Annotated in this window: 17 protein-coding genes and 1 pseudogene; 5 read left to right on the top strand and 13 right to left on the bottom strand. The window is 73.4% G+C overall.

Annotated elements, in window-relative coordinates:
- Nucleotides 1-590 precede the first annotated feature (590 nt).
- Nucleotides 591-1,652 (top strand): tryptophan--tRNA ligase, encoded by a 1,062-nt coding sequence (gene trpS / locus ABGA99_RS18425; protein ID WP_347581492.1) that lies wholly within the window; start codon nucleotides 591-593, stop codon nucleotides 1,650-1,652.
- Here trpS and ABGA99_RS18420 read toward each other — a convergent pair.
- A complete protein-coding gene (locus tag ABGA99_RS18420; RefSeq protein ID WP_347583020.1) occupies nucleotides 1,630-2,448 on the bottom strand; it encodes a DUF4097 family beta strand repeat-containing protein in 819 nt (272 codons plus the stop codon). The genes trpS and ABGA99_RS18420 overlap by 23 nt on opposite strands.
- Nucleotides 2,449-2,558: 110 nt before the next feature.
- Nucleotides 2,559-4,340 (bottom strand): histidine kinase, encoded by a 1,782-nt coding sequence (locus ABGA99_RS18415; RefSeq protein ID WP_347583019.1) that lies wholly within the window; start codon nucleotides 4,338-4,340, stop codon nucleotides 2,559-2,561.
- Nucleotides 4,341-4,449: 109 nt separating this feature from the next.
- On the opposite strand from ABGA99_RS18415, the gene ABGA99_RS18410 reads away from it, so the two are divergent.
- Nucleotides 4,450-5,142 (top strand): VTT domain-containing protein, encoded by a 693-nt coding sequence (locus tag ABGA99_RS18410; RefSeq protein ID WP_347581489.1) that lies wholly within the window; start codon nucleotides 4,450-4,452, stop codon nucleotides 5,140-5,142.
- Here the strand turns inward: ABGA99_RS18410 and ABGA99_RS18405 are convergent.
- The 8 genes and pseudogenes from ABGA99_RS18405 to ABGA99_RS18370 form a co-directional block, all read right to left on the bottom strand.
- A complete protein-coding gene (locus ABGA99_RS18405; protein ID WP_347583018.1) occupies nucleotides 5,085-5,819 on the bottom strand; it encodes a response regulator transcription factor in 735 nt (244 codons plus the stop codon). The two genes, ABGA99_RS18410 and ABGA99_RS18405, sit on opposite strands and share 58 nt — an antisense overlap.
- A gap of 11 nt (nucleotides 5,820-5,830) precedes the next feature.
- Nucleotides 5,831-6,658, bottom strand: coding sequence for a pyrroline-5-carboxylate reductase (gene proC / locus ABGA99_RS18400; RefSeq protein ID WP_347581487.1), 828 nt, complete (start codon nucleotides 6,656-6,658; stop codon nucleotides 5,831-5,833).
- A gap of 67 nt (nucleotides 6,659-6,725) precedes the next feature.
- Nucleotides 6,726-7,352: an ABC transporter permease gene (locus ABGA99_RS18395; protein WP_347583024.1), complete on the bottom strand. Its 627-nt coding sequence runs from the start codon at nucleotides 7,350-7,352 to the stop codon at nucleotides 6,726-6,728.
- Nucleotides 7,326-7,627 (bottom strand): annotated as a pseudogene (locus ABGA99_RS18390) (AAA family ATPase); the annotation flags it as partial. The pseudogene ABGA99_RS18390 and the gene ABGA99_RS18395, both read right to left, overlap by 27 nt.
- A gap of 74 nt (nucleotides 7,628-7,701) precedes the next feature.
- Nucleotides 7,702-9,834, bottom strand: a complete 2,133-nt coding sequence (locus ABGA99_RS18385; RefSeq protein WP_347583017.1) for an MMPL family transporter — start codon at nucleotides 9,832-9,834, stop codon at nucleotides 7,702-7,704.
- 159 nt (nucleotides 9,835-9,993) lie between these two features.
- A complete protein-coding gene (locus tag ABGA99_RS18380; protein ID WP_347581484.1) occupies nucleotides 9,994-10,287 on the bottom strand; it encodes a hypothetical protein in 294 nt (97 codons plus the stop codon).
- Complete coding sequence (locus ABGA99_RS18375) at nucleotides 10,284-10,688, bottom strand: winged helix-turn-helix domain-containing protein (protein WP_347581483.1); 405 nt, start codon at nucleotides 10,686-10,688, stop codon at nucleotides 10,284-10,286. The genes ABGA99_RS18380 and ABGA99_RS18375 overlap by 4 nt, the downstream gene beginning before the upstream one ends.
- A 112-nt stretch (nucleotides 10,689-10,800) precedes the next feature.
- Nucleotides 10,801-12,015: an MFS transporter gene (locus tag ABGA99_RS18370; RefSeq protein WP_347583016.1), complete on the bottom strand. Its 1,215-nt coding sequence runs from the start codon at nucleotides 12,013-12,015 to the stop codon at nucleotides 10,801-10,803.
- A 104-nt stretch (nucleotides 12,016-12,119) separates the two neighbouring features.
- On the opposite strand from ABGA99_RS18370, the gene ABGA99_RS18365 reads away from it, so the two are divergent.
- Nucleotides 12,120-12,719, top strand: coding sequence for a TetR/AcrR family transcriptional regulator (locus tag ABGA99_RS18365; RefSeq protein ID WP_101423050.1), 600 nt, complete (start codon nucleotides 12,120-12,122; stop codon nucleotides 12,717-12,719).
- 87 nt (nucleotides 12,720-12,806) lie between these two features.
- Here ABGA99_RS18365 and ABGA99_RS18360 read toward each other — a convergent pair whose 3' ends face one another.
- Entirely contained in the window at nucleotides 12,807-13,310 is a 504-nt protein-coding gene (locus ABGA99_RS18360; protein ID WP_347581481.1) for a hypothetical protein, read from the bottom strand.
- Between the two features lie 124 nt (nucleotides 13,311-13,434).
- Complete coding sequence (ilvD, locus tag ABGA99_RS18355) at nucleotides 13,435-15,288, bottom strand: dihydroxy-acid dehydratase (RefSeq protein ID WP_347583015.1); 1,854 nt, start codon at nucleotides 15,286-15,288, stop codon at nucleotides 13,435-13,437.
- Nucleotides 15,289-15,448: 160 nt separating this feature from the next.
- Between ilvD and radA the strand changes: the two genes are divergently transcribed.
- Together radA and disA are read left to right on the top strand one after the other, a co-directional pair.
- On the top strand, nucleotides 15,449-16,903 hold the full coding sequence (radA, locus tag ABGA99_RS18350) for a DNA repair protein RadA (RefSeq protein ID WP_347581479.1): 1,455 nt from the start codon (nucleotides 15,449-15,451) through the stop codon (nucleotides 16,901-16,903).
- A 110-nt stretch (nucleotides 16,904-17,013) separates the two neighbouring features.
- The gene (disA, locus tag ABGA99_RS18345; RefSeq protein WP_347581478.1) at nucleotides 17,014-18,138 is read left to right on the top strand and encodes a DNA integrity scanning diadenylate cyclase DisA; all 1,125 of its coding nucleotides are present in this window, start codon (nucleotides 17,014-17,016) and stop codon (nucleotides 18,136-18,138) included.
- Between the two features lie 184 nt (nucleotides 18,139-18,322).
- On the opposite strand, the gene ABGA99_RS18340 is transcribed toward disA, so the two are convergent.
- Nucleotides 18,323-19,204 (bottom strand): hypothetical protein, encoded by an 882-nt coding sequence (locus tag ABGA99_RS18340; RefSeq protein WP_347581477.1) that lies wholly within the window; start codon nucleotides 19,202-19,204, stop codon nucleotides 18,323-18,325.
- Nucleotides 19,205-19,331: the final 127 nt, after the last annotated feature.

Below are 19,331 nucleotides of genomic sequence, written 5' to 3'. Positions count from 1 at the left end.
CCTCGCTACTGCTGTGTCACTACATCAAACACTTGGCATCGATTACTTGGCACACTGTTGAGTTCTCAAAGAACGGACACTTCCTTCAAAACCCTTCCGGGCCTCTCCGGGCGTTTCCCTTCGGTGTTCCGTAACCGTAGCGGATTGTCCCGGCGGCGCAAAATCCGGCCGCCCGCCGAAAAGAACCGGGCATGCCGATTCAACCCCGACGAAAGGGAGACGATCACACAACGAGAAGATGGAACGAGCCGCCCCTCAAGGACGGCCACCGCCGCACTCCGGAACCTGAACGGCCCCGTGGCAACCCGAAGAACTTTACGGATCCATGACGTCCTTGTCAAGCACCGCCTTGCGGGCCCGGTCACGGCCGCGCGTGCCCGCCCCGCCAGGGCCTCGTCACGGTACGGTAGGGGCCATGACAGCACGCGCACGTACCCAGCAGTGGTGGGCCGCCTGACGGCGGTCGACCTCGGGTGCGTGCGTGGGCACGACTTCAGCGGCCGCCGGTTCGGCGGCCGTTTTGCGTGGCTCTCTCGCTCGCCGGCCGTCGATGCGGCGGTCTTCGGCAGTGGACGAGAGGGTCGACGACGATGACGGCGTACGGATCGCGGGGCTCGCGGGTACGGATCTTCAGCGGGGTGAAGCCCACCGGGCATCTGACCCTCGGGAACTACCTGGGTGCCGTGCGGAGCTGGGTCGAGGTGGACCAGCATCAGGCCGATGCGCTGTTCTGCGTCGTCGACCTGCATGCCATGACCGTGTCCTACGAGCCCGCGCGGCTCCGGCGGCTCAGCCGGCAGGCCGCGCAACTGCTTCTGGCCGCGGGGCTCGATCCCGCTCGGTGCACCGTGTACGTGCAGAGTCACGTGGACGAGCACGCGCGGCTGTCGTACCTGCTGGAGTGCACCGCCGCGGACGGGGAGATGCGGCGGATGATCCAGTACAAGGAGAAGGCCGCGCGGGAGCGGGCCAAGGGCGGGAGCGTGCGGCTGTCGCTGCTGACGTATCCGGTGCTCATGGCCGCCGACATCCTGGCCTTCGACGCCGACGAGGTGCCCGTCGGCGACGACCAGGCGCAGCACGTGGAACTGGCGCGGGATCTGGCTCAGCGATTCAACCAGCGCTACGGGCGGGTGTTCACCGTGCCGCGGGTCACCCGGCCGGCCGTCGCGGCGCGGGTGATGAACCTCCAGGATCCGGCGTCGAAGATGGGCAAGTCCGACGACGGGCCCGCGGCACGGGCCGGCGTCGTGCATCTCCTCGACGAGCCGGACGCCGTGCGGCGGAAGGTGATGCGGGCCGTGACGGACAGCGGGACCGAGGTGACGTACGACCGGGAGGCGCAGCCGGGGGTGGCGAACCTGCTGGAGATCCTGGCGGGGTGCAGCGGGCGGAAGCCGGCGGAGCTGGCGGGTGAGTACACGTCGTACGGGCAGCTCAAGCGCGACACCGCCGAGGCAGTGGTGGAGACGCTGCGGCCGGTGCGGGAACGGCATGCGGAGCTGAGTGCCGATCCGGCGTACGTCGAGGGCGTACTGGCGCGCGGGGCGGAGCGGGCGCGGGAGAGGGCGCGGCCGCGGGTGGATGCGGCGTATGCCGCGGCCGGGTTGCTGCCCGTCTTCGGTGCCGTCAGCTCGTCGGGCGGATCGTGACGCTGCCGTCCCCGGTGGTGGCCTTGATGCGGTGAGGGCTGGCGGGGTCGCGCGGGACGGTGACGTCGGTGCTGCCGTCGCGTACGTCGGTGCTCACCCGGTACGGCGCCTTCGGCACCTCCACCGTCAGGCCGCCGTCGCGGGTGTCGGCGGTGACCTGGTCCGGGGTTTCGGTGAAGCCCAGGTGGAGGCTGCCGTCGCCGAGTGCGGCGGTGACGCGGGTGGCGGTGAGGCCGGTGGCGCGGACGGAGCCGTCGCGGGCGTCGAGGTCGACGGGGCCGGCCGCGCCGTCGATGCGTACGGAGCCGTCGCGGGCCTCGATGTTCAGGGGACCGCCGGCGTCCGCGACCTCCACCGCGCCGTCGCCGCTCGTGATGTCGAGCCGGGTGTCGAAGCCGTTCGCCTCGATACGGCCGTCGCTGCCGTCGACCGTGACGGCGAGCCGGCGCGGGACCTCGACGCGGTAGCGGGAGTCGCAGCTCACGACGACGCCGCTGCACTTGGTGCGGAAGTGCAGGGTGTCGCCGTCGACGGACCACGTGGTGCCGACGTCGCCGTTCCACTTCTCCGCCTTGAACCAGCGGGTGACCTCGATCTCGCCGCCCTCGCGGTCGACGGGCACCAGTTCCACGGCGGTGTCGTCGGCGTCGATCGTGAGGGTGGTGGCGTCGGCGCCGATGCGGAAGGTGCGGTGCTCGGCTTTGCCGTCGCCGACGGCCTGGGTGCAGGCGGTCGCGACGGCGGCGAGGGCCAGTGCGAGCGCGGGGGCGGCGAGGGCCTTGGGCTTCGGCTTCATGTCGTACGACGCTACGGACGCGCGCGCCCGCGCCCCATCCTGCGGGCCACCGGCCGCGGGTGGGGGTAACCCCCGGGTGGGCGCCGGGGATTGCGGGCCGGGTGGAGGTGCTACGGGTCGGCGTCGATCTTGTCCTTGTGGGAGAGGCGGCCGTCGGTGAAGCAGAGGCGGTAGGACGGGTCGAGGGTGAAGGGGGCGGTGCGGTAGAGGACGCAGTCGTCGGTGCCGGGCGGGTCGGCGGGGGCGGCGGCTGGGCGGGTGTTGACGTCGGCCTCGTAGGCGGGGAGGCGGCGCTCGACGGCGTCGCGGGGCTGGCCGATGCGCAGCGTGTCGTAGGTGTCGGCGTCGAGGACGGAGCGGTAGGAGGTGTAGAGGTTGGCGCCGAAGAGGAGCGCGCCGAGGACGGCGGTGCCGACGACCGGGATCCAGATGGCGTCGAGGATGCCGCGGCGTACGCGGCGGCGCGCGGCGGCCAGTTCGCGCCGGGCGGCGTACTCGCGCGGTGGGGCGGGGGTGGCGCCGGGGGCGAGGGGCAGCCGGGCGGTGACGGCGAAGCCGCCGTCCACAGGCTGTGCACGGAGCGTTCCGCCGGCGAGGCGGACGCGCTCGTCGAGGCCGACGAGGCCGTAGCCGCCGGGGGTTTGTGAGGCTTTCAGGGCTTTTGCGGTACTCGGTGGCGGCGGGCCGTTGACGACGGTGACCTCGGCGTGGTCGGCGTCGCGGCGGAGGCGGACGGTCACGGGGGCGGCGGGGGCGTGCTTGGCGGCGTTGGTCAGCGCCTCCTGGACGACCCGGTGGATCGCCCGGTCGGCGACCGGTGGGAGGGGGGTGGCGGGAGGTTGTTCTCCGTCCGGCGTCGCGTCGTGTGCAGCGGTGCGGTCTCCCTCTTCGTCTCCGTCTTCGGCGCGTACCAGCTCCACCTCCATCCCCGACGCGGCCGCCCGCTTGACCAGCTCCTCCACCCTGTCGTCCGCCGGGTGCACCGGCGCACCCTCGTCGTCCTCGCGCAGCACGCCGATGACCTCGCGCAGCCGCTCGGTGGCCGCCGCCGCGGCCTCGCGCAGTTCTGCGGCCTCCTTGCGGGCGGCCCGGTCGAGCCCCGGGGAGACCTGGAGGGCCGCGGCGCGGACGGCGATGAGCGTCAGCTCGTGGCCGAGGGAGTCGTGCATGTCGCCGGCGATACGGGAGCGCTCGCGCAGCCGGGTGCGGTCGGCGGTCAGCTCCTGCTCGTGCTCCAGCCGCTCGGCCAGCTCCCAGCCGGTGCTGACGAGCACGGCGTGCTGGCGCGCGTACCGGCCGAGCAGCCAGGGGAGCACCATCGCGAAGAGCACGGTGAGCGCGAGCGTCGCCCAGCCGGCGAACGTGGCGTCGGGGACGGTGCGGACGAGCACGAGGCCGGAAGCGGCGATCGCGCCGAAGAGCGCGAGCGCTCTTCGCGGGCGGTCCGTGCGGCGGCCGAGGAGGAAGGAGAGGGCGACCTGGGCGAGGACGAACTGGTTGGTGAACAGCTCGGGCGTCGCGGCCAGCGCCAGTGCGGCCGGGATCGCGGCGGCGAGCAGGGGACGTGCGCGGCTGACGGCGACCGCGAGGGCGAGGAGGGGGACGGCGGCGATGCGTATCCAGCGCAGGTCGACGCCTGCCGCCTGCTCCGCGCCGGGGAGGCCGCCGGCGTAGACGGCGGGGAGGGTGAGGACCAGCCAGAGGAGCAGGCCGGCGGCGCGTTCGCTGCGCAGCACGCGGCGGAGGGCGGGGGCCCGGGTGGGGCGGCGGCGCCCGGGGCGGTCGTCGTCCCGGTGGTCGTCGTCCGGGTGGTGGCCTGCGGGGCGGCTCGGGCGGAGGCGGTCGGGCAGCGTGCGACGCGGGGTGCCGGGCAGCCGGTCGGTGCCGGTCATGCGGCCACGGTACGGCGGGCGGGGACCGCCGGGCACCTGACGAAAGTCATGGGGAGGTCCTGACTTCCGTGCGCGGTGGCGTGCGGGCCGCGTTCCTAGCGTGAACGGCATGAATGACGCGATCATCCACGCCGTCGAGGGCGTGGTCAGCACCCCGTGGGTGTACCTGGCGCTCTTCGGCATCGCCGCGCTGGACGGCTTCTTCCCGGTGGTGCCGAGCGAGACGCTGGTGATCACACTGGGGGTGTTCGCCGCGGCCGACGGACAGCCGGACGCGGTCCTGGTGGCGGCGGTGGCGGCCCTCGGAGCGCTGACCGGGGACCACGTCTCGTACGCCATCGGGCGGCGGGCCGGGCCGCGGGTCTTCGACCGGCTGCGGCCCGGGAGCCGGGCGCAGCGGGCGTACGCGCGGGTGGGGCGGATGCTGGCGGAGCGCGGCGGGCTGGTGCTGGTCGTGGCGCGCTACATCCCGGGCGGCCGGACGGCGGCCACGCTGACGACGGGGGCGACGGGTTTTCCGCGCCGGACGTTCACGCGGTACGCGGTCCTCGCGGCGGTGACCTGGGCGGCGTACGGGACGACGCTCGGCTACGTCGGCGGCGCGGCCTTCGAGGACGAGCCGCTGCGGGGGGTGGCGCTGGGGCTGGGGCTGGCGTTCGGCATCACGCTGCTGCACGAGGGCGTACGGGCCCTGCGGCTGCGGCGACGCGCGGGCGGGGGTGCCCGTGCCGTAGGCGCCGGGGGTTACGGCGAGCCGTGCGCCGGGGGCCCGGCGTCGTCGCCGGCCAGCCCCGCTTCGTAGGCGAGGATCGCGGCCTGGACCCGGTTCTTCAGCTCCAGTCGGGCCAGCACCTGGCTCACGTACGCCTTCACCGTGCCCTCCACCAGGTGCAGGCGCCCGGCTATCTCCGCGTTCGACAGCCCGGCGCCGACGAGCGCCAGCACCTCGCGCTCCCGCGGGGTGAGCGCCGCGGCGCGCTCGCGCGCCTCCTTCTCGCGGGTCAGCCGGCCGCCGCTGACCCGCTGGATGACGCGGCGGGCGACGTGCGGCGAGAGATAGGAGGCGCCGCCGGCGGCGGCGCGGACGGCGGCCATCAGCTCGTACGGATCGCCGGACTTGAGCAGGAAGCCGGCGGCGCCGCTGTCGAGGGCTCCGGCGATGTACTCGTCCTCGGAGAAGGTCGTGAGCATCACCACGGCCGTCTCCGGCGCGGCCCGGCGCAGCTCGGCGGCCGCGCCCAGGCCGTCGAGCACGGGCATGCGGATGTCGAGCAGGGCGACGTCGGGGCGGTGCCGCCGGGTCAGCTCGACGGCTTCGCGGCCGTCGCCGGCCTCGGCGACGACCTCGATGTCGTCCGCGGCGGCGAGGATGGCACGGACCCCGCCGCGGACCATGGCCTCGTCGTCGGCGAGGAGGACCCGGATGGCCTCCCGCCCGGAGGCGGCCGGGCCGGGCGGCGGGGGTGGCTGCGCTGTCATCTCCGGCTTCCCTACGGGCGCTTGGCGTCCGGAGCCGGGCCCGTGCCCAGCTCTCTGCTGCGGTCGCGGGCCGCTTCGATGGCCGCGATCAGGGCGGCCCGTACGCCGTGGTTCTCCAGCTCGCGGATCGCGTTGATCGTCGTGCCCGCCGGCGAGGTGACCGCCTCGCGGAGCTTGACCGGGTGCTCGCCGCTGTCGCGCAGCATGACCGCCGCGCCGATCGCGGCCTGCACAATGAGGTCGTGGGCCTTCTCGCGCGGCAGGCCCAGGAGGATCCCGGCGTCGGTCATGGCCTCGACGAGGAAGTAGAAGTACGCCGGGCCGGAGCCGGACAGGGCCGTGGCGGCGTCCTGCTGGGCCTCGGGGACGCGCAGCGTCTTGCCGACGGGCTTGAAGATCTCCTCGGTCCGCACCAGATGCTGCTCGACGGCGTGCCTGCCCGCGGAGATGACGCACATCCCCTCGTCCACGAGCACCGGAGTGTTCGGCATGACGCGGACGACCGGGGCGCCCTCCGGCAGCCGCTCCTCGAAGAAGCCCGTGGGGATGCCGGCCGCGGCGGAGACGACGAGCCGGTCCGCCGGCATGTGCGGCGCGAGGTCGTCCAGCAGCGTGCCCATGTCCTGCGGCTTGACGGTGAGGATGAGGGTGTCGGCGCGCTTGGCGGCCTCGCCGTTCGAGACGGGCTCGACACCGTAGCGATTGCGCAGCTCTTCGGCGCGGTCCTCGCGGCGGGCGGTCACGAGCAGGTCGTCGGGCGACCAGCCGGCGCGGATCATGCCGGAGAGCAGCGCCTCGCCGATCTTTCCGGCGCCGAGTACGGCGACTTTCTGGGTCATGCCGTCCATCCTCGCACCGCCGCCCGGCACCCCGCGAAGTTATCCACAGCCCGGACAGGGCAGCAGGTCACGCCGTACGGCGCCGGAGCGTCACCGCGCCGAGGGCGAGCACCGGCACCGCGCTGCCGCCGACGACCGCGACATCGCGGAGGAGGTAGCCGGTCACCTCCTCGTGGTCGAGGACCTGGCTCATGCCGTTCACGGCGTACGACATCGGCAGCACGTCGGAGATCGCCTCCAGCACCGGCTGCATCGAGTCCCGGGGCGCGACCAGCCCGCACAGCAGCAGTTGGGGGAAGATCACCGCGGGCAGGAACTGCACGGCCTGGAACTCCCTCGACGCGAACGCCGACACGAACAGCCCCAGCGCCGTGCCCAGCAGCGCGTCCAGCAGCGCGACGACGAGCAGCAGCCAGGGCGACCCGGCGAAGCCGAGGTCGAGGACCCACACGGCGAGCCCTGCGGCCAGCGACGCCTGGACCGCGGCCAGGCCGCCGAAGGCGAGGGCGTGGCCGAGGACCATGTCGCCTTTGCCGAGGGGCATGGCGAGCAGCCGTTCCAGCGTGCCGGAGGTGCGTTCGCGCAGGGTGGCGATGGAGGTCACCAGGAACATGGTGATCAGCGGGAAGATGCCGAGCAGGGAGGCGCCGATGGGCCCGTCCGCCGCGACGAGCCGCAGGAACGCCTTCTCCACGGTCGCGCTGCCGACCCGCTCGCGCTGTCCGTCGGGGTGTCGTCGGCCAGGACCCGGCCGGCGCGCATGAGCATCAGCCGCTCGCAGCGCTCCGCCTCGTCCCTCACATGCGACGAGACGAGCAGCGTGGCGCCGCGCTCCGCGGCGATCTCGTGGACCAGCCCCCACAGGTCGCGCCGCAGTACGGGATCGAGGCCGACGGTCGGCTCGTCGAGCACCAGCAGTTCGGGGCTGCCGAGGAGCGCGACGGCGAGGGAGACGCGGGCGAGCTGGCCCCGGAGGCGGCCGTCAAGGAAGGCAGGGGCACCCGGCGAGCCGGGTGCCCCTGCCGCGCTACGGACCGGAGCCCTCAGGCCCGTACGCGATCCGCCTCCGGCAGCCCGGCCGTCGTGTCCGCGGGCGCCGCCGCGCGCCGCGTCTCGTGCCGGAACAGGGCTCCCGGCCACCACGTCCAGCGGCCGAGATCGAGCGCCAGCGCCGGCACCATGACCGTGCGGATCAGGAACGTGTCCAGCAGCACGCCCACCCCGACCAGCACGCCCATCTGCGCCATCGTCACCAGCGGCAGCCCGGCGAAGACCGAGAACGTCGCGGCGAGCACGATGCCGGCCGACGTGATCACGCCGCCGGTCGACGTGAGGCCGCTGAGGACCCCCTTCGCGTGGCCGTGGAGCGCGACCTCCTCCCTGACCCGGGTCATGAGGAAGATGTTGTAGTCGATGCCGAGCGCGGTCAGGAACACGAAGCCCATCAGCGGGATGGACCAGTCGACCGCGGCGAAGTCGAAGACGTGGTCGAAGAGCAGGTACGACGCACCCAGCGCGGCCACGTTGGACAGCACGGCGGTGGCGAGCAGCACGAGCGGCGCCACCAGCGCGCGGAGGAGCCCGATCAGCACCAGGAAGACCACCAGCAGCACGATCGGCACCACCACCCGCAGGTCGCGGTCCGCCGCCCGCTGGGTGTCCAGCGCTTCGGCCGTCGTGCCGCCGACCAGCGCGTCCGCGCCGTCGACGGCGTCCACGGCGGTGCGCAGGTCGTCGACCGTGTCCTTGGCCGCGTCGGAGTCGGGTTCGTCGTCGAGGGTGACGCGCAGGGCGGCCAGGTCACGGGTCGTGTCGCCATCCGTGACCCCCGCCACGCCGTCGACCTTCTCGACGGCGGCCCGTACGGAGTCCTTCGCGTCGGCGTCGGTGACGATGTCGGCCGGGTCGGAGGCGCCGGAGGGGTAGTGCGCGGAGATGCGCTCCTGCGCGACGACCGACTCGGGCTTGTCCTGGAACAGTTCCGACTGCTTCAGGCCGAAGTCCATCCCGACGACGCCGAACACGAGCACGGCGGTCACACCCAGCGACATCAGCCACGACCAGCGCGGCCGGCGCGCGACCGCGGCGCCGATCCGGGACCACACCGTGCGGTGCCCGTGCACGGGGGTGCCGTAGCGCGGCACGAACGGCCAGAAGACCCACCGGCCGACGATCACCAGCAGCGCCGGCAGCACCGTGACCAGCGCGAGGAACGCGCACACCGCGCCGACCGCGCCGACCAGGCCGAGGGAGCGGGAGGAGCTGATGTCGGCGAAGTACAGGCAGGACAGACCGACCGCGATGGTCGCGGCGGAGGCGAGGATCGCCGGGAAGCAGCGGCGCAGCGCGAGTTGCATGGCCTCGTGGCGGTTCTCGTGGCGGTGCAGTTCCTCGCGGTAGCGGGCGATGAGCAGCAGCGCGTAGTCCGTACCGACGCCGAAGACGAGGACCATCAGGATCCCGGCCGCCTGCGGGTCGACGGGCAGGGAGGCGTGCTTGGCCAGGAGGTATGTGCCCGCCTGGGTGAGGACGGCGGCGAAGCCGACGGCCAGCACGGGGAAGAGCCACAGGAGGGGGCTGCGGTACGTGATCAGCAGGAGGACCGTGACGACGACCAGGGTCGCGAGCATCAGCGTCGCGTCGAGGGAGTCGAAGACGGCGACGGAGTCGGCGAGGGAGGCCGCCGGGCCGCCCACCTCCACGTCGACGCCGGGCGGTGCGCCGTCGGCGGCCACGTCGCGTACGTCCTCGACGACGTCGGTGAGGTCGTCCTCGTCGGTGATCGGCACGATGGTCATCAAGGCGCCGCCGTCGTCGGAGGGCACGGGCGGCGTCACGCGCTCGCCCGCGGCGACGTACGGCGCGAACGCCGCCACGTCCGCCTCCGCCTTCTGCCGGCCGGCGTCCGTCATCGCGCCGTCCGGCACGCTGTAGACGGCGACGGCGGGCATGATCTCGTCGTCCGGGTCGCCGCGGAACTTCTCCAGCTCCGTGTTCAGCTCGGCGGATTCGGCGCTGCGCGGCAGAAAGGCGTTGGGGCCGGTGTCCTCGACGTCCCCGAGCTTGCCGGCCAGCGGGCCGAGCACGACGAGGAGGAGTATCCAGGCCGCCAGTACCAGCCATTTCGTTCGCTGTCCTCCGGGGGCAGCCACGAGCTGCTTGATCCGAGCGGACATGGGATGGTCTCCTTCTCAAGAGGTGAATCGGGCGCACGACTGGCCCGCACCGCGGCCGCTGTGGTTTGCCGACCTGGCCGTGGCGCGGAAGTGTGCCGGGGATTGCTTCGTCCTCGTACGGGCCGGAAGTTGCCGCTTCCGGCCCGTACGCATCTGCCGCTATTCGATCTCGCGCATCATCTTCTCCATCGAGGTGATGGAGCGCCGCGCCTCGGTGAGCTCGTCGATGCTGCGGCGGTGCAGTTCGAGGTTGTCCTCCAGCAACTGCTGGTATTTGACGGCCAACTGCCGGTACTGCTCCTCGCGAGCCGCGAGCATCTTGGCCCGCCAGGTGGCGGCGATCTGCCAGACCACCACGATCAGCAGCGCGAAGAACCCGGCGGCACCGACCGCGCCGACCACCGCACCGACTGTGTCGCCGCTGTCGGCGAGGTGCACCGTCTGCTCGTTCATGAGGCTTCCTCTTTCACCGTCTCGGGCTTCCCGGTGCCGGTCCTGTCCTTCCCGGGGGGCTCGCCTTCCGACTCGCCGTCACCGTCGCCGATCGTGCGGGCGACCTCCTCGATCAGCTCGGGAGTCAGCTCGTACCGGAACGAGACCACCTCGTAGAACTTCATCGCCTTGCCGTCCTCGGACAGCTCCAGCGAGCCGGTGATCAGGCCCGCGGCCTCCAGCCGCTGCAGGTGCATGTGCAGCAGCGGGCGGCTCATGCCGATCTCGCGGGCCAGCCGGCTGACGTAGTTCCGGCCCTCGTGGAGCGCGGCGACGATCCGCAGGCGGTGCGGATTGCCGAGCGCCGCGAGGACCTTGAGAAGTTCGTCTCCGGACGGGGCCGGAGCGGGCGTCCGTGCCATCTGCGGCCCCTTCGTGCCTCGGTGTGTAAGTCAAAGCTGACAGGTGTCACAACCACCTGTCAAAGAGTACTGACACATGTCCGGGTCGTCTGGGGGTGACCCCGGGCGGGCCTCAGGGTTTCCCCTGAGTGGGCTGGCGGGAGGCGAGGCCGAACAGGGCGAGCGCCACGAGCTGCGCCGCCGCCGCGCCGACCGGCAGGGCGCCGCTGCCGTAGGCGTCGAGGAGGATGCCGCCGACCGCGCCGCCGGCGGCGACGCCGAGGTAGACGGCGCTGCTGTTGAGCGCGAGGGCCTGGGCGCCGGCCGGGCCGGCGAGGCGCAGCAGCCGGGCGCTGGCGGCCGGCGGGATCCACCAGGCCGCCGCAGACCACAGCAGCAGCAGCGGCACCACCAGCACCAGCGGCGCGGGGCGCAGCGGCCAGCAGGCGACGAGCCCGGCCATCACCAGCGCGAACGCCCCGCAGCCCATCAGCAGCGCGCGCTCCGCGCCCCACCGGTCGGCGGCGGGGCCGCCGAGCTGGCTGCCGACGATGCCGGCGATCCCGGCCAGCACGAACACCACGCCGAGCCCCGTGGGGCCGACGCCGGCGAGGTCGCGGAGGTAGACGGCGAGGTACGTGACCACCATCAGGTTGCCGAGTACGGCGACGGCGGTGGCGGCGAGGCCGACGAGCAGCGCGGGGCGGGCCAGCGGGGTCAGCCGGTCGGCCAGCCGCAGGGGCTCGCCGCGGGGCGGCTCGGGCAGGGTCGCGTACAGGGCCGCGAGGGAGGCGACGCCGAGGAGGCCGCCGAGGACGAACGCGCCCTGCCAGCCGGCGACGGCGCCGACCCAGGTGCCGAGCGGCACGCCGAGCAGCAGCGATGTGGTCAGTCCCGCGAAGACGGTGCCCATGTAGCGGCCCTGCCGCTCCGGCGGGGCGAGGGCCGCGGCGGCGCCGAGGGCGCCGGGCACCACGATGGCGGCGGCGAGCGCGGCGACGACGCGCAGGGCCATGAGGACGGGGAAGGAGGCGACGAGCGGCATGGCGAAGTTCGCGGCGGCGAACACGGCGAGGGCGACGGTGAACAGGGGGCGGCGGGGCCAGGTCGCGGTGAGCACGGAGGCAACGGGGGCGGCGAGCGCGAGCACGAGGGAGAAGACGGTGACGAGCTGCCCGACAGCGGCCTCGGAGACGTCCAGGCCCTCGGCGATGCCGGGGAGGACGCCCGCGACCAGGTAGTCGTCGGTGGAGAATGTGAAGGTCGTCAGCGTGAGCGCGATCAGCCAGCCCGGCAGGGAGCGGCGGAGGGGGGATGCGGCTTTCTGCAGGGTGGGATTCTCGTCCATGCCGTTAAGGTAACAGTCGTTACCTTAACGGCGTCCACCGGTTTCCGGCCGCCCGCGTACGTGCGTACGCGGGCGGCCGGACGGCCCGCCGTACCAGGAGTGCCATGCCCAGACCCGCCGACCCGGCCCGCAAGACCGCCCTGCTCGACTCGGTCGTCGACTACCTCGTGGACCACGGTCTGGCCACCCTGTCGATGCGGCCGCTGGCCAAGGAGCTGGGGCAGAGCACGCGGGTGCTCACCCACCACTTCGCCGACAAGGCCGACCTGCTGGCCGCCACGCTGACGCGGCTGGACGAGCGGCAGCGCGAGTGGCTGGCCGGGCTGCCCGGCGCGGACGGCGAGATGGGCATGGGGGAGGTCGTACGGGCCACGTGGGAGTACCACCTGACGCCCGAGCATCTGCCGCTCACCCGGCTCATCCACGAGATCGAAGGGCTCGCCGCCGGCGACCGGCTGGGCGGCGCGACGTCGCGGCTGCTGGCGGACCGGGTGGAGTTCGTCGCGGGCTGGTTCCGCGACCGAGGGGTGCCGGCGGAGGCGGCGACGGGCTACGCGACGCTGCTGAACGCGGCTTTCGCGGGGCTGCAGATCGACATGCTCAACACGGGCGACCGGGAGCGCACCACGGCGGCGGCGCACCGGCTGGCGGATTTGGCGGACGGCTGGGTGGCGGCGTACGCGGGGGCGCGGGAGGGGGCGTAGGCGACCGCCCGCGGGTCTACGGCGGGGCTGCGGCGCGAGACTGCGCGAGGGCTGCGCGCGGGGCTGAGGCGCGGGCTCCGGGGCGCGTCAGCGGCGCTTCTTGCGCTTGCGCTTGGCGGGGTTGCCCGTACGGGACGAGCGGCGGCGCACGTGCTGATCCAGCCGGTGCTCGTAGTCCTTGCGCAGCATGCCCTCGCCCGGGGCCTCGACGACGCTCCGCACCGCGTACGCCATCAGCACGCCGACGAAGCCGATGACCCGGATCGGCCGCCACGAGCTGTCCGCGGGCCCGGCCTCGTGCGGGCGGCTGAAGCCGCCGAGGGTGCGCGTGAAGGCCAGCGAGCTGCAGATCGCGAAGGCGGCGATCATCAGCAGTTGGATGATGCCGCCGCTGTCGGCCAGTTGCAGGCCGTTGTACGACAGCGCCAGCACGAACGCGCCTCCGGCGGCCAGCACGAGCGCCAGCACGGCGACGCCGACGCGGCGGGCCCAGTAGCCGCGCGAGCGGTCGACCCAGGTGATGCCGAAGAACCGCAGGGGCTCCGGCAGCGGCGCGCCGTCGTGGTTCTCGGACTGCTGGTTGTCGCTCACGCACCCGATTATCGCGGAGCCCTCCGCGGCGTGTCCCGCCCCCCTGGGGCACGGTCGAACGCCGTCTCCGGCGGCCCGCGGGTACGGGCGCGGCCACGCCGCTACGGGCGGGGCCGCGCCGGACTCAGCCCTCCAGCTTGGTGACGTCCCGCACCGCGCCCTTGTCCGCGCTGGTCGCCATCGCCGCGTACGCCCGCAGGGCGGTGGACACCTTGCGCTCGCGGTCCTTCGGCGCGTACCGCCCGCCGAGCGCCGCGCGGCGCTCGGCGAGGGTCTGCTCGTCGACCCGCAGCTCGATGCTGCGGTTCGGGATGTCGATACGGATCAGGTCACCGTCCTCGACCAGCGCGATCGCGCCGCCCGCCGCCGCCTCCGGGGAGGCGTGGCCGATGGACAGCCCCGACGTGCCGCCGGAGAAGCGCCCGTCGGTGACCAGCGCGCACGCCTTGCCCAGGCCGCGGCCCTTCAGGAACGAGGTCGGGTAGAGCATTTCCTGCATGCCGGGGCCGCCCTTGGGGCCCTCGTAACGGATGACGACGACGTCGCCCTCCTTGACCTGCTTGCCGAGGATCTTGTCGCACGCCTCCTCCTGCGACTCGCAGACGACGGCGGGGCCCTCGAAGGTGAGGATGGAGGCGTCGACGCCCGCGGTCTTCACCACGGCGCCGTCCGCCGCGATGTTGCCCTTGAGCACCGCCAGCCCGCCGTCCTTCGAGTACGCGTGCTCCAGCGAGCGGATGCAGCCGCCTTCGGCGTCGGTGTCCAGGGACTCCCAGCGCTCGGACTGCGAGAACGCCGTCGCCGACCGCACGCAGCCGGGCGCCGCGTGCCACAGCTCGACCGCCTCGGGCGACGGGGAGCCGCCGCGGACGTCCCACCGCTTGAGCCAGTCCGCGAGCGAGTCGGAGTGCACCGCGTGCACGTCCTCGTTCAGCAGGCCGGCGCGGTACAGCTCGCCGAGGATGGCGGGGATGCCGCCCGCGCGGTGCACGTCCTCCATGTAGTACGTCCCGCCGGGGGCGACGTTCGGGGCGACCTTGGCCAGGCACGGCACCCGGCGGGAGACGGCGTCGATGTCCGCCAGCCCGTAGTCGAGGCCGGCCTCCTGGGCGGCGGCGAGCAGGTGCAGGATCGTGTTCGTCGAGCCGCCCATGGCGATGTCGAGCGCCATCGCGTTCTCGAAGGCGCTGCGGCTCGCCACGTTGCGCGGGAGGACCGTCTCGTCGTCCTGCTCGTAATAGCGCGTGGTCAGCTCGACGACCGTGCGGCCCGCGGCCTCGTAGAGCGCCCTGCGGGCGGTGTGGGTCGCGAGCACCGAGCCGTTGCCCGGCAGGGAGAGGCCCATGGCCTCGGTCAGGCAGTTCATCGAGTTGGCGGTGAACATGCCGGAACAGGAGCCGCAGGTGGGACAGGCGTTCTCCTCGATGCGCAGCACGTCGGCGTCGGAGACGCCGTCGTTCGCCGCGTCCACCATGGCGTCGATCAGGTCGAGCTTGCGGACCGTGCCGTCCACGAGGGTGGCGCGGCCGGCCTCCATGGGGCCGCCGGAGACGAAGACCGTGGGGATGTTCAGCCGCAGGGCGGCCATGAGCATCCCGGGGGTGATCTTGTCGCAGTTGGAGATGCAGACCAGGGCGTCGGCGCAGTGCGCCTCCACCATGTACTCCACGGAGTCCGCGATGAGGTCGCGCGAGGGCAGGCTGTAGAGCATCCCGCCATGACCCATGGCGATGCCGTCGTCCACGGCGATCGTGTCGAACTCCCGCGGCACCGCGCCGGCGGCCTTGACCGCCTCGGAGACGATGCGGCCGACGGGCGCCAGGTGCGTATGCCCCGGGACGAACTCGGTGAAGCTGTTGGCGACCGCGACGACGGGCTTGCCGATGTCCTCGTTCGCTACGCCCGAGGCGCGCATGAGGGCGCGGGCGCCCGCCATATTGCGGCCGTGGGTGACGGTACGGGACCTCAGCGCGGGCATGTTTCCCTCCCGGGGAAGCGGCACATCCAGGTCTCCGAGCGTACGCCCCCTGCCCACGGCCCGGACCGTTTGTCCACAGTCCGGACGGTGCGGTCGTACCGCCGCACCCCGCCTGTGGACAACTCCCGGCGGTGTCGGCGCCTGCCGCTACGTTAGGCGCATGGCTTCCCGAAAGAGCGGCGGCAGGGACCGCCCCGCGTACCGCTGCTCCGAGTGCGGCTGGTCCACCGTGAAGTGGCTCGGCCGCTGCCCCGAGTGCCAGGCGTGGGGCACGATCGAGGAGGTCGGCGCGCCCGCGGTCAAGACGACGGCCGCCGGCCGGGTCACCACGTCCGCGCTGCCCATCGCGCAGGTCGACGCCCGCCGCGTCGAGGCCCGCGGCACCGGTGTGCCGGAGCTGGACCGGGTGCTCGGGGGCGGGCTCGTGCCCGGCGCCGTGGTGCTGATGGCCGGCGAGCCCGGGGTGGGGAAGTCGACGCTGCTGCTCGACGTCGCCGCGAAGGCCGCGGTCGGCGGCGAGCGCACGCTGTACGTGACGGGAGAGGAGTCCGCCGGTCAGGTCCGGCTGCGCGCCGACCGTATCGGGGCGCTGAGCGACGGGCTGTATCTGGCCGCCGAGACCGACCTCGCCGCCGTCCTCGCCCACCTCGACGAGGTCAAGCCCGCCCTGCTCGTGATGGACTCCGTGCAGACCGTCGCCTCCGGCGAGATCGACGGCGCCCCCGGCGGCATGGCCCAGGTGCGGGAGGTCGCCGGCGCGCTGATCCGGGCCTCCAAGGAACGCGGGATGGCCACGATCCTCGTGGGGCACGTGACCAAGGACGGCGCCATCGCGGGCCCCCGCCTGCTGGAGCATCTGGTGGACGTCGTGCTGCACATCGAGGGCGACCGGCACGCCCGGCTGCGGCTGGTCCGTGGCATGAAGAACAGATACGGCGCGACCGACGAGGTCGGCTGCTTCGAGCTGCGCGACGAGGGCATCATCGGCCTCGCCGACCCCAGCGGCCTGTTCCTGACCCGGCGGGACGAGCCCGTGCCCGGCACGTGCCTCACGGTGACCCTGGAGGGCCGCAGGCCGCTGGTCGCGGAGGTGCAGGCGCTGACCGTCGACTCGCAGATCCCCTCCCCCCGGCGCACCACCTCGGGCCTGGAGACCTCCCGGGTCTCGATGATGCTGGCCGTGCTGGAGCAGCGCGGCGACATCCGCGCGCTGTCCAAGCGGGACATCTACAGCGCCACCGTCGGCGGGGTGAAGCTCTCCGAGCCGGCCGCCGACCTGGCCGTCGCGCTCGCGCTGGCCAGCGCCGCGAGCGACACCCCGCTGCCGAAGAACCTGGTCGCGATCGGCGAGGTCGGCCTCGCCGGCGAGGTGCGCCGGGTGACGGGGGTGGCCCGGCGGCTGGCCGAGGCGGCCCGGCTCGGGTTCACCCAGGCGCTCGTCCCGGCGGATCCGGGCAAGATCCCCGCAGGCATGAAAGTACGGGAAGTCGCGGACATAGGGGACGCGTTGCGCGCGCTGCCGGCCGGTCGGCGGCGCGCGGGCGGCGGGTCCCGGGAGGCGGCCGCAGAGAGGGAGCCGAGGGAGGCCCGGCAGCCCGAGGAGGCGCGCCGGTAGACTTTGCCCCGGTCTCTTCCGTGCGGGGGAGCGCAGGGGGCTCGTGCGTGCGCCACCCGGCGCACGCGTAGAGCGCCGAAACGACGACCGGAGGATTCCGGAGGGTTCCAGTGGCAGCAGGCGACCGGGTGGGCGCCCCGGGCAGAGCCGGCGGCAGTTCCGGCTCCGATGCCGCGGTGAGGGCCGCGCTGAGCGCGGTCGCGCCCGGCACGGGGCTGCGCGACGGCCTGGAGCGGGTCCTGCGCGGCAACACCGGCGGGCTCATCGTGCTGGGCACAGACAAGATCATCGAGTCGATCTGCACCGGCGGCTTCGTGCTGGACGTCGAGTTCACCGCGACCCGGCTGCGGGAGCTGTGCAAGCTCGACGGAGCCGTGGTCCTCGACCGGGACATCACCCGGATCGAGCGCGCGGGCGTGCAGTTGCTGCCCGACGCCTCGATCCCCACCGAGGAGACCGGCACCCGCCACCGCACCGCGCAGCGGGTGTCGATCCAGAGCGGCTTCCCCGTCGTCTCCGTCAGCCAGTCGATGCGGCTCATCGCGCTGTACGTCGACGGCCAGCGGCGCGTGCTGGAGGACTCCGCCGCGATCCTCTCCCGGGCGAACCAGGCGCTGGCCACCCTGGAGCGGTACAAGCTGCGGCTGGACGAGGTCGCCGGCACGCTCTCCGCGCTGGAGATCGAGGACCTGGTGACCGTGCGGGACGTCTCCGCCGTCGCGCAGCGGCTGGAGATGGTGCGCCGGATCGCCACCGAGATCGCGGAGTACGTGGTCGAGCTGGGCACCGACGGCCGGCTGCTGTCCCTCCAGCTCGACGAGCTGATCGCGGGCGTCGAGCCGGAGCGCCAGCTCGTCGTCCGGGACTACGTGCCGGAGCGCACCGGCCGCCGCCCGCACACCGTGGACCGCGCGCTCACCGAGCTGGACCGGCTCTCCCACGGCGAACTGCTCGAACTGCCCATCGTGGCCCGCTCGCTGGGCTACTCGGGGGTGCCCGAGACCCTGGACGCCGCGGTCTCGCCGCGGGGTTACCGGCTGCTGGCCAAGGTGCCGCGCATCCCCAGCGCCGTCATCGACCGGCTGGTGGAGCACTTCGGCGGCCTGCAGAAGCTGCTCGCGGCCAGCGTGGACGACCTGCAGACGGTCGACGGCGTGGGCGAGGCGCGGGCCCGGTCGGTGCGCGAGGGGCTGTCGCGGCTGGCGGAGTCGTCGATCCTGGAGCGCTACGTCTGACGCGGACGGCGCGGGGCCGGGGACGTCAACGTCCCGTCTCCGCGTACCTCGTGAGGACGTACGGCGGTCAACGTCCCGTAGCCGGGCGCCTCATGAAGACGTACGTCGTCAATGTGGCGTGCCCGAAGCGCGCCGGGGAACGTATGGCCGTCAACGCAGCGCTTCGCGGGCGTCGTGACGCGCGTCAGGCCTTCTCCAGCACGAACGGCGCCGTCGCCGTCGCGAAGCCGTCCGCGCTGGCCTGCGCCTCGTAGCTCCCCGCGCCCGCCGTGCCCGCCTTCGGCGTCGCGCAGCGCGGCTCGCTCGCCCGCATGTCCCACTCGTACGTCCGCGAGACCTCGCTGTTCGCCGGCACCGCCAGCAGGATCGGGCCGGTCGTCCACGGGCAGTCGTCCGACGCCCACCACTGGCTCTCACCGCCGGTCGCCGTCGAGATCGTGAGCACCGTCGAGGTCGGCGAGAAGTCCAGCTTGCAGTCCCGGTCGCCGGAGTTGACCGCGGTCAGCTCGAACACCGGCCGCTCCCCCGGCGCGTACGAGCGCTCGGCGCTGCGCAGCGTCAGCTCCACGTCGTCCGCGGCGCACGCGGCCATGGACGAGCCGGCCGGCACGCCGTCCGAGCCCACGCCGAAGCCGCCGCCCGCGGAGCCGGAACCGCCTCCGGAGCCGGTGCCGCCGGCGGAGCCCGCGTCCTCGCCGTCGCCGGAGCCGCGGCCGCCGTCGTCACCGGAGCCGTCGGAGCCGCCCGAGCCCTCGGAGTCGCCGGAGCCGCCGTCGTCCTCGCCGTCGCCGGAGCCGTCGGAGCCGTCCGAGCCGCCTGAGCCGCCGCCCGTCTCGTCGCGGCCCCCCGGCGGGTTGTCGATCACCGACGAGTCGTCCGTCGGTCCCGGGGTGATCGACTCCGCGGGGTTCTTGCCCTCGTTGGCGGCGTTCTCGCTATCGCCCCCGAGGTTGATGACCAGGATGGCGAAGATCGCGAGCACGGCGAGCAGGCCGAGCAGGACCGCCCGGCGCCGCCAGTAGATGGCGGACGGCAGCGGACCGACAGGTCGGCGGAAAGATCCCACGCGGAAACCTTACGAGACTTGGGGCGCAAGACGGTCCCGTACCCGCCCGCGCGGTCTGACTTTCGTCAGGGGAGCGTACTGACTTTCGCCGGAAGTGGTGAACCAGGCACGCTGCGTACCGTCCGGG

The sequence above is a fragment of the Streptomyces sp. B5E4 genome, assembly GCF_039871555.1.
Taxonomy (GTDB): domain Bacteria; phylum Actinomycetota; class Actinomycetes; order Streptomycetales; family Streptomycetaceae; genus Streptomyces.
The sequence above is the reverse complement of the archived record's forward strand: the minus strand, read 5'-3'. Positions and strand labels throughout refer to the sequence as shown.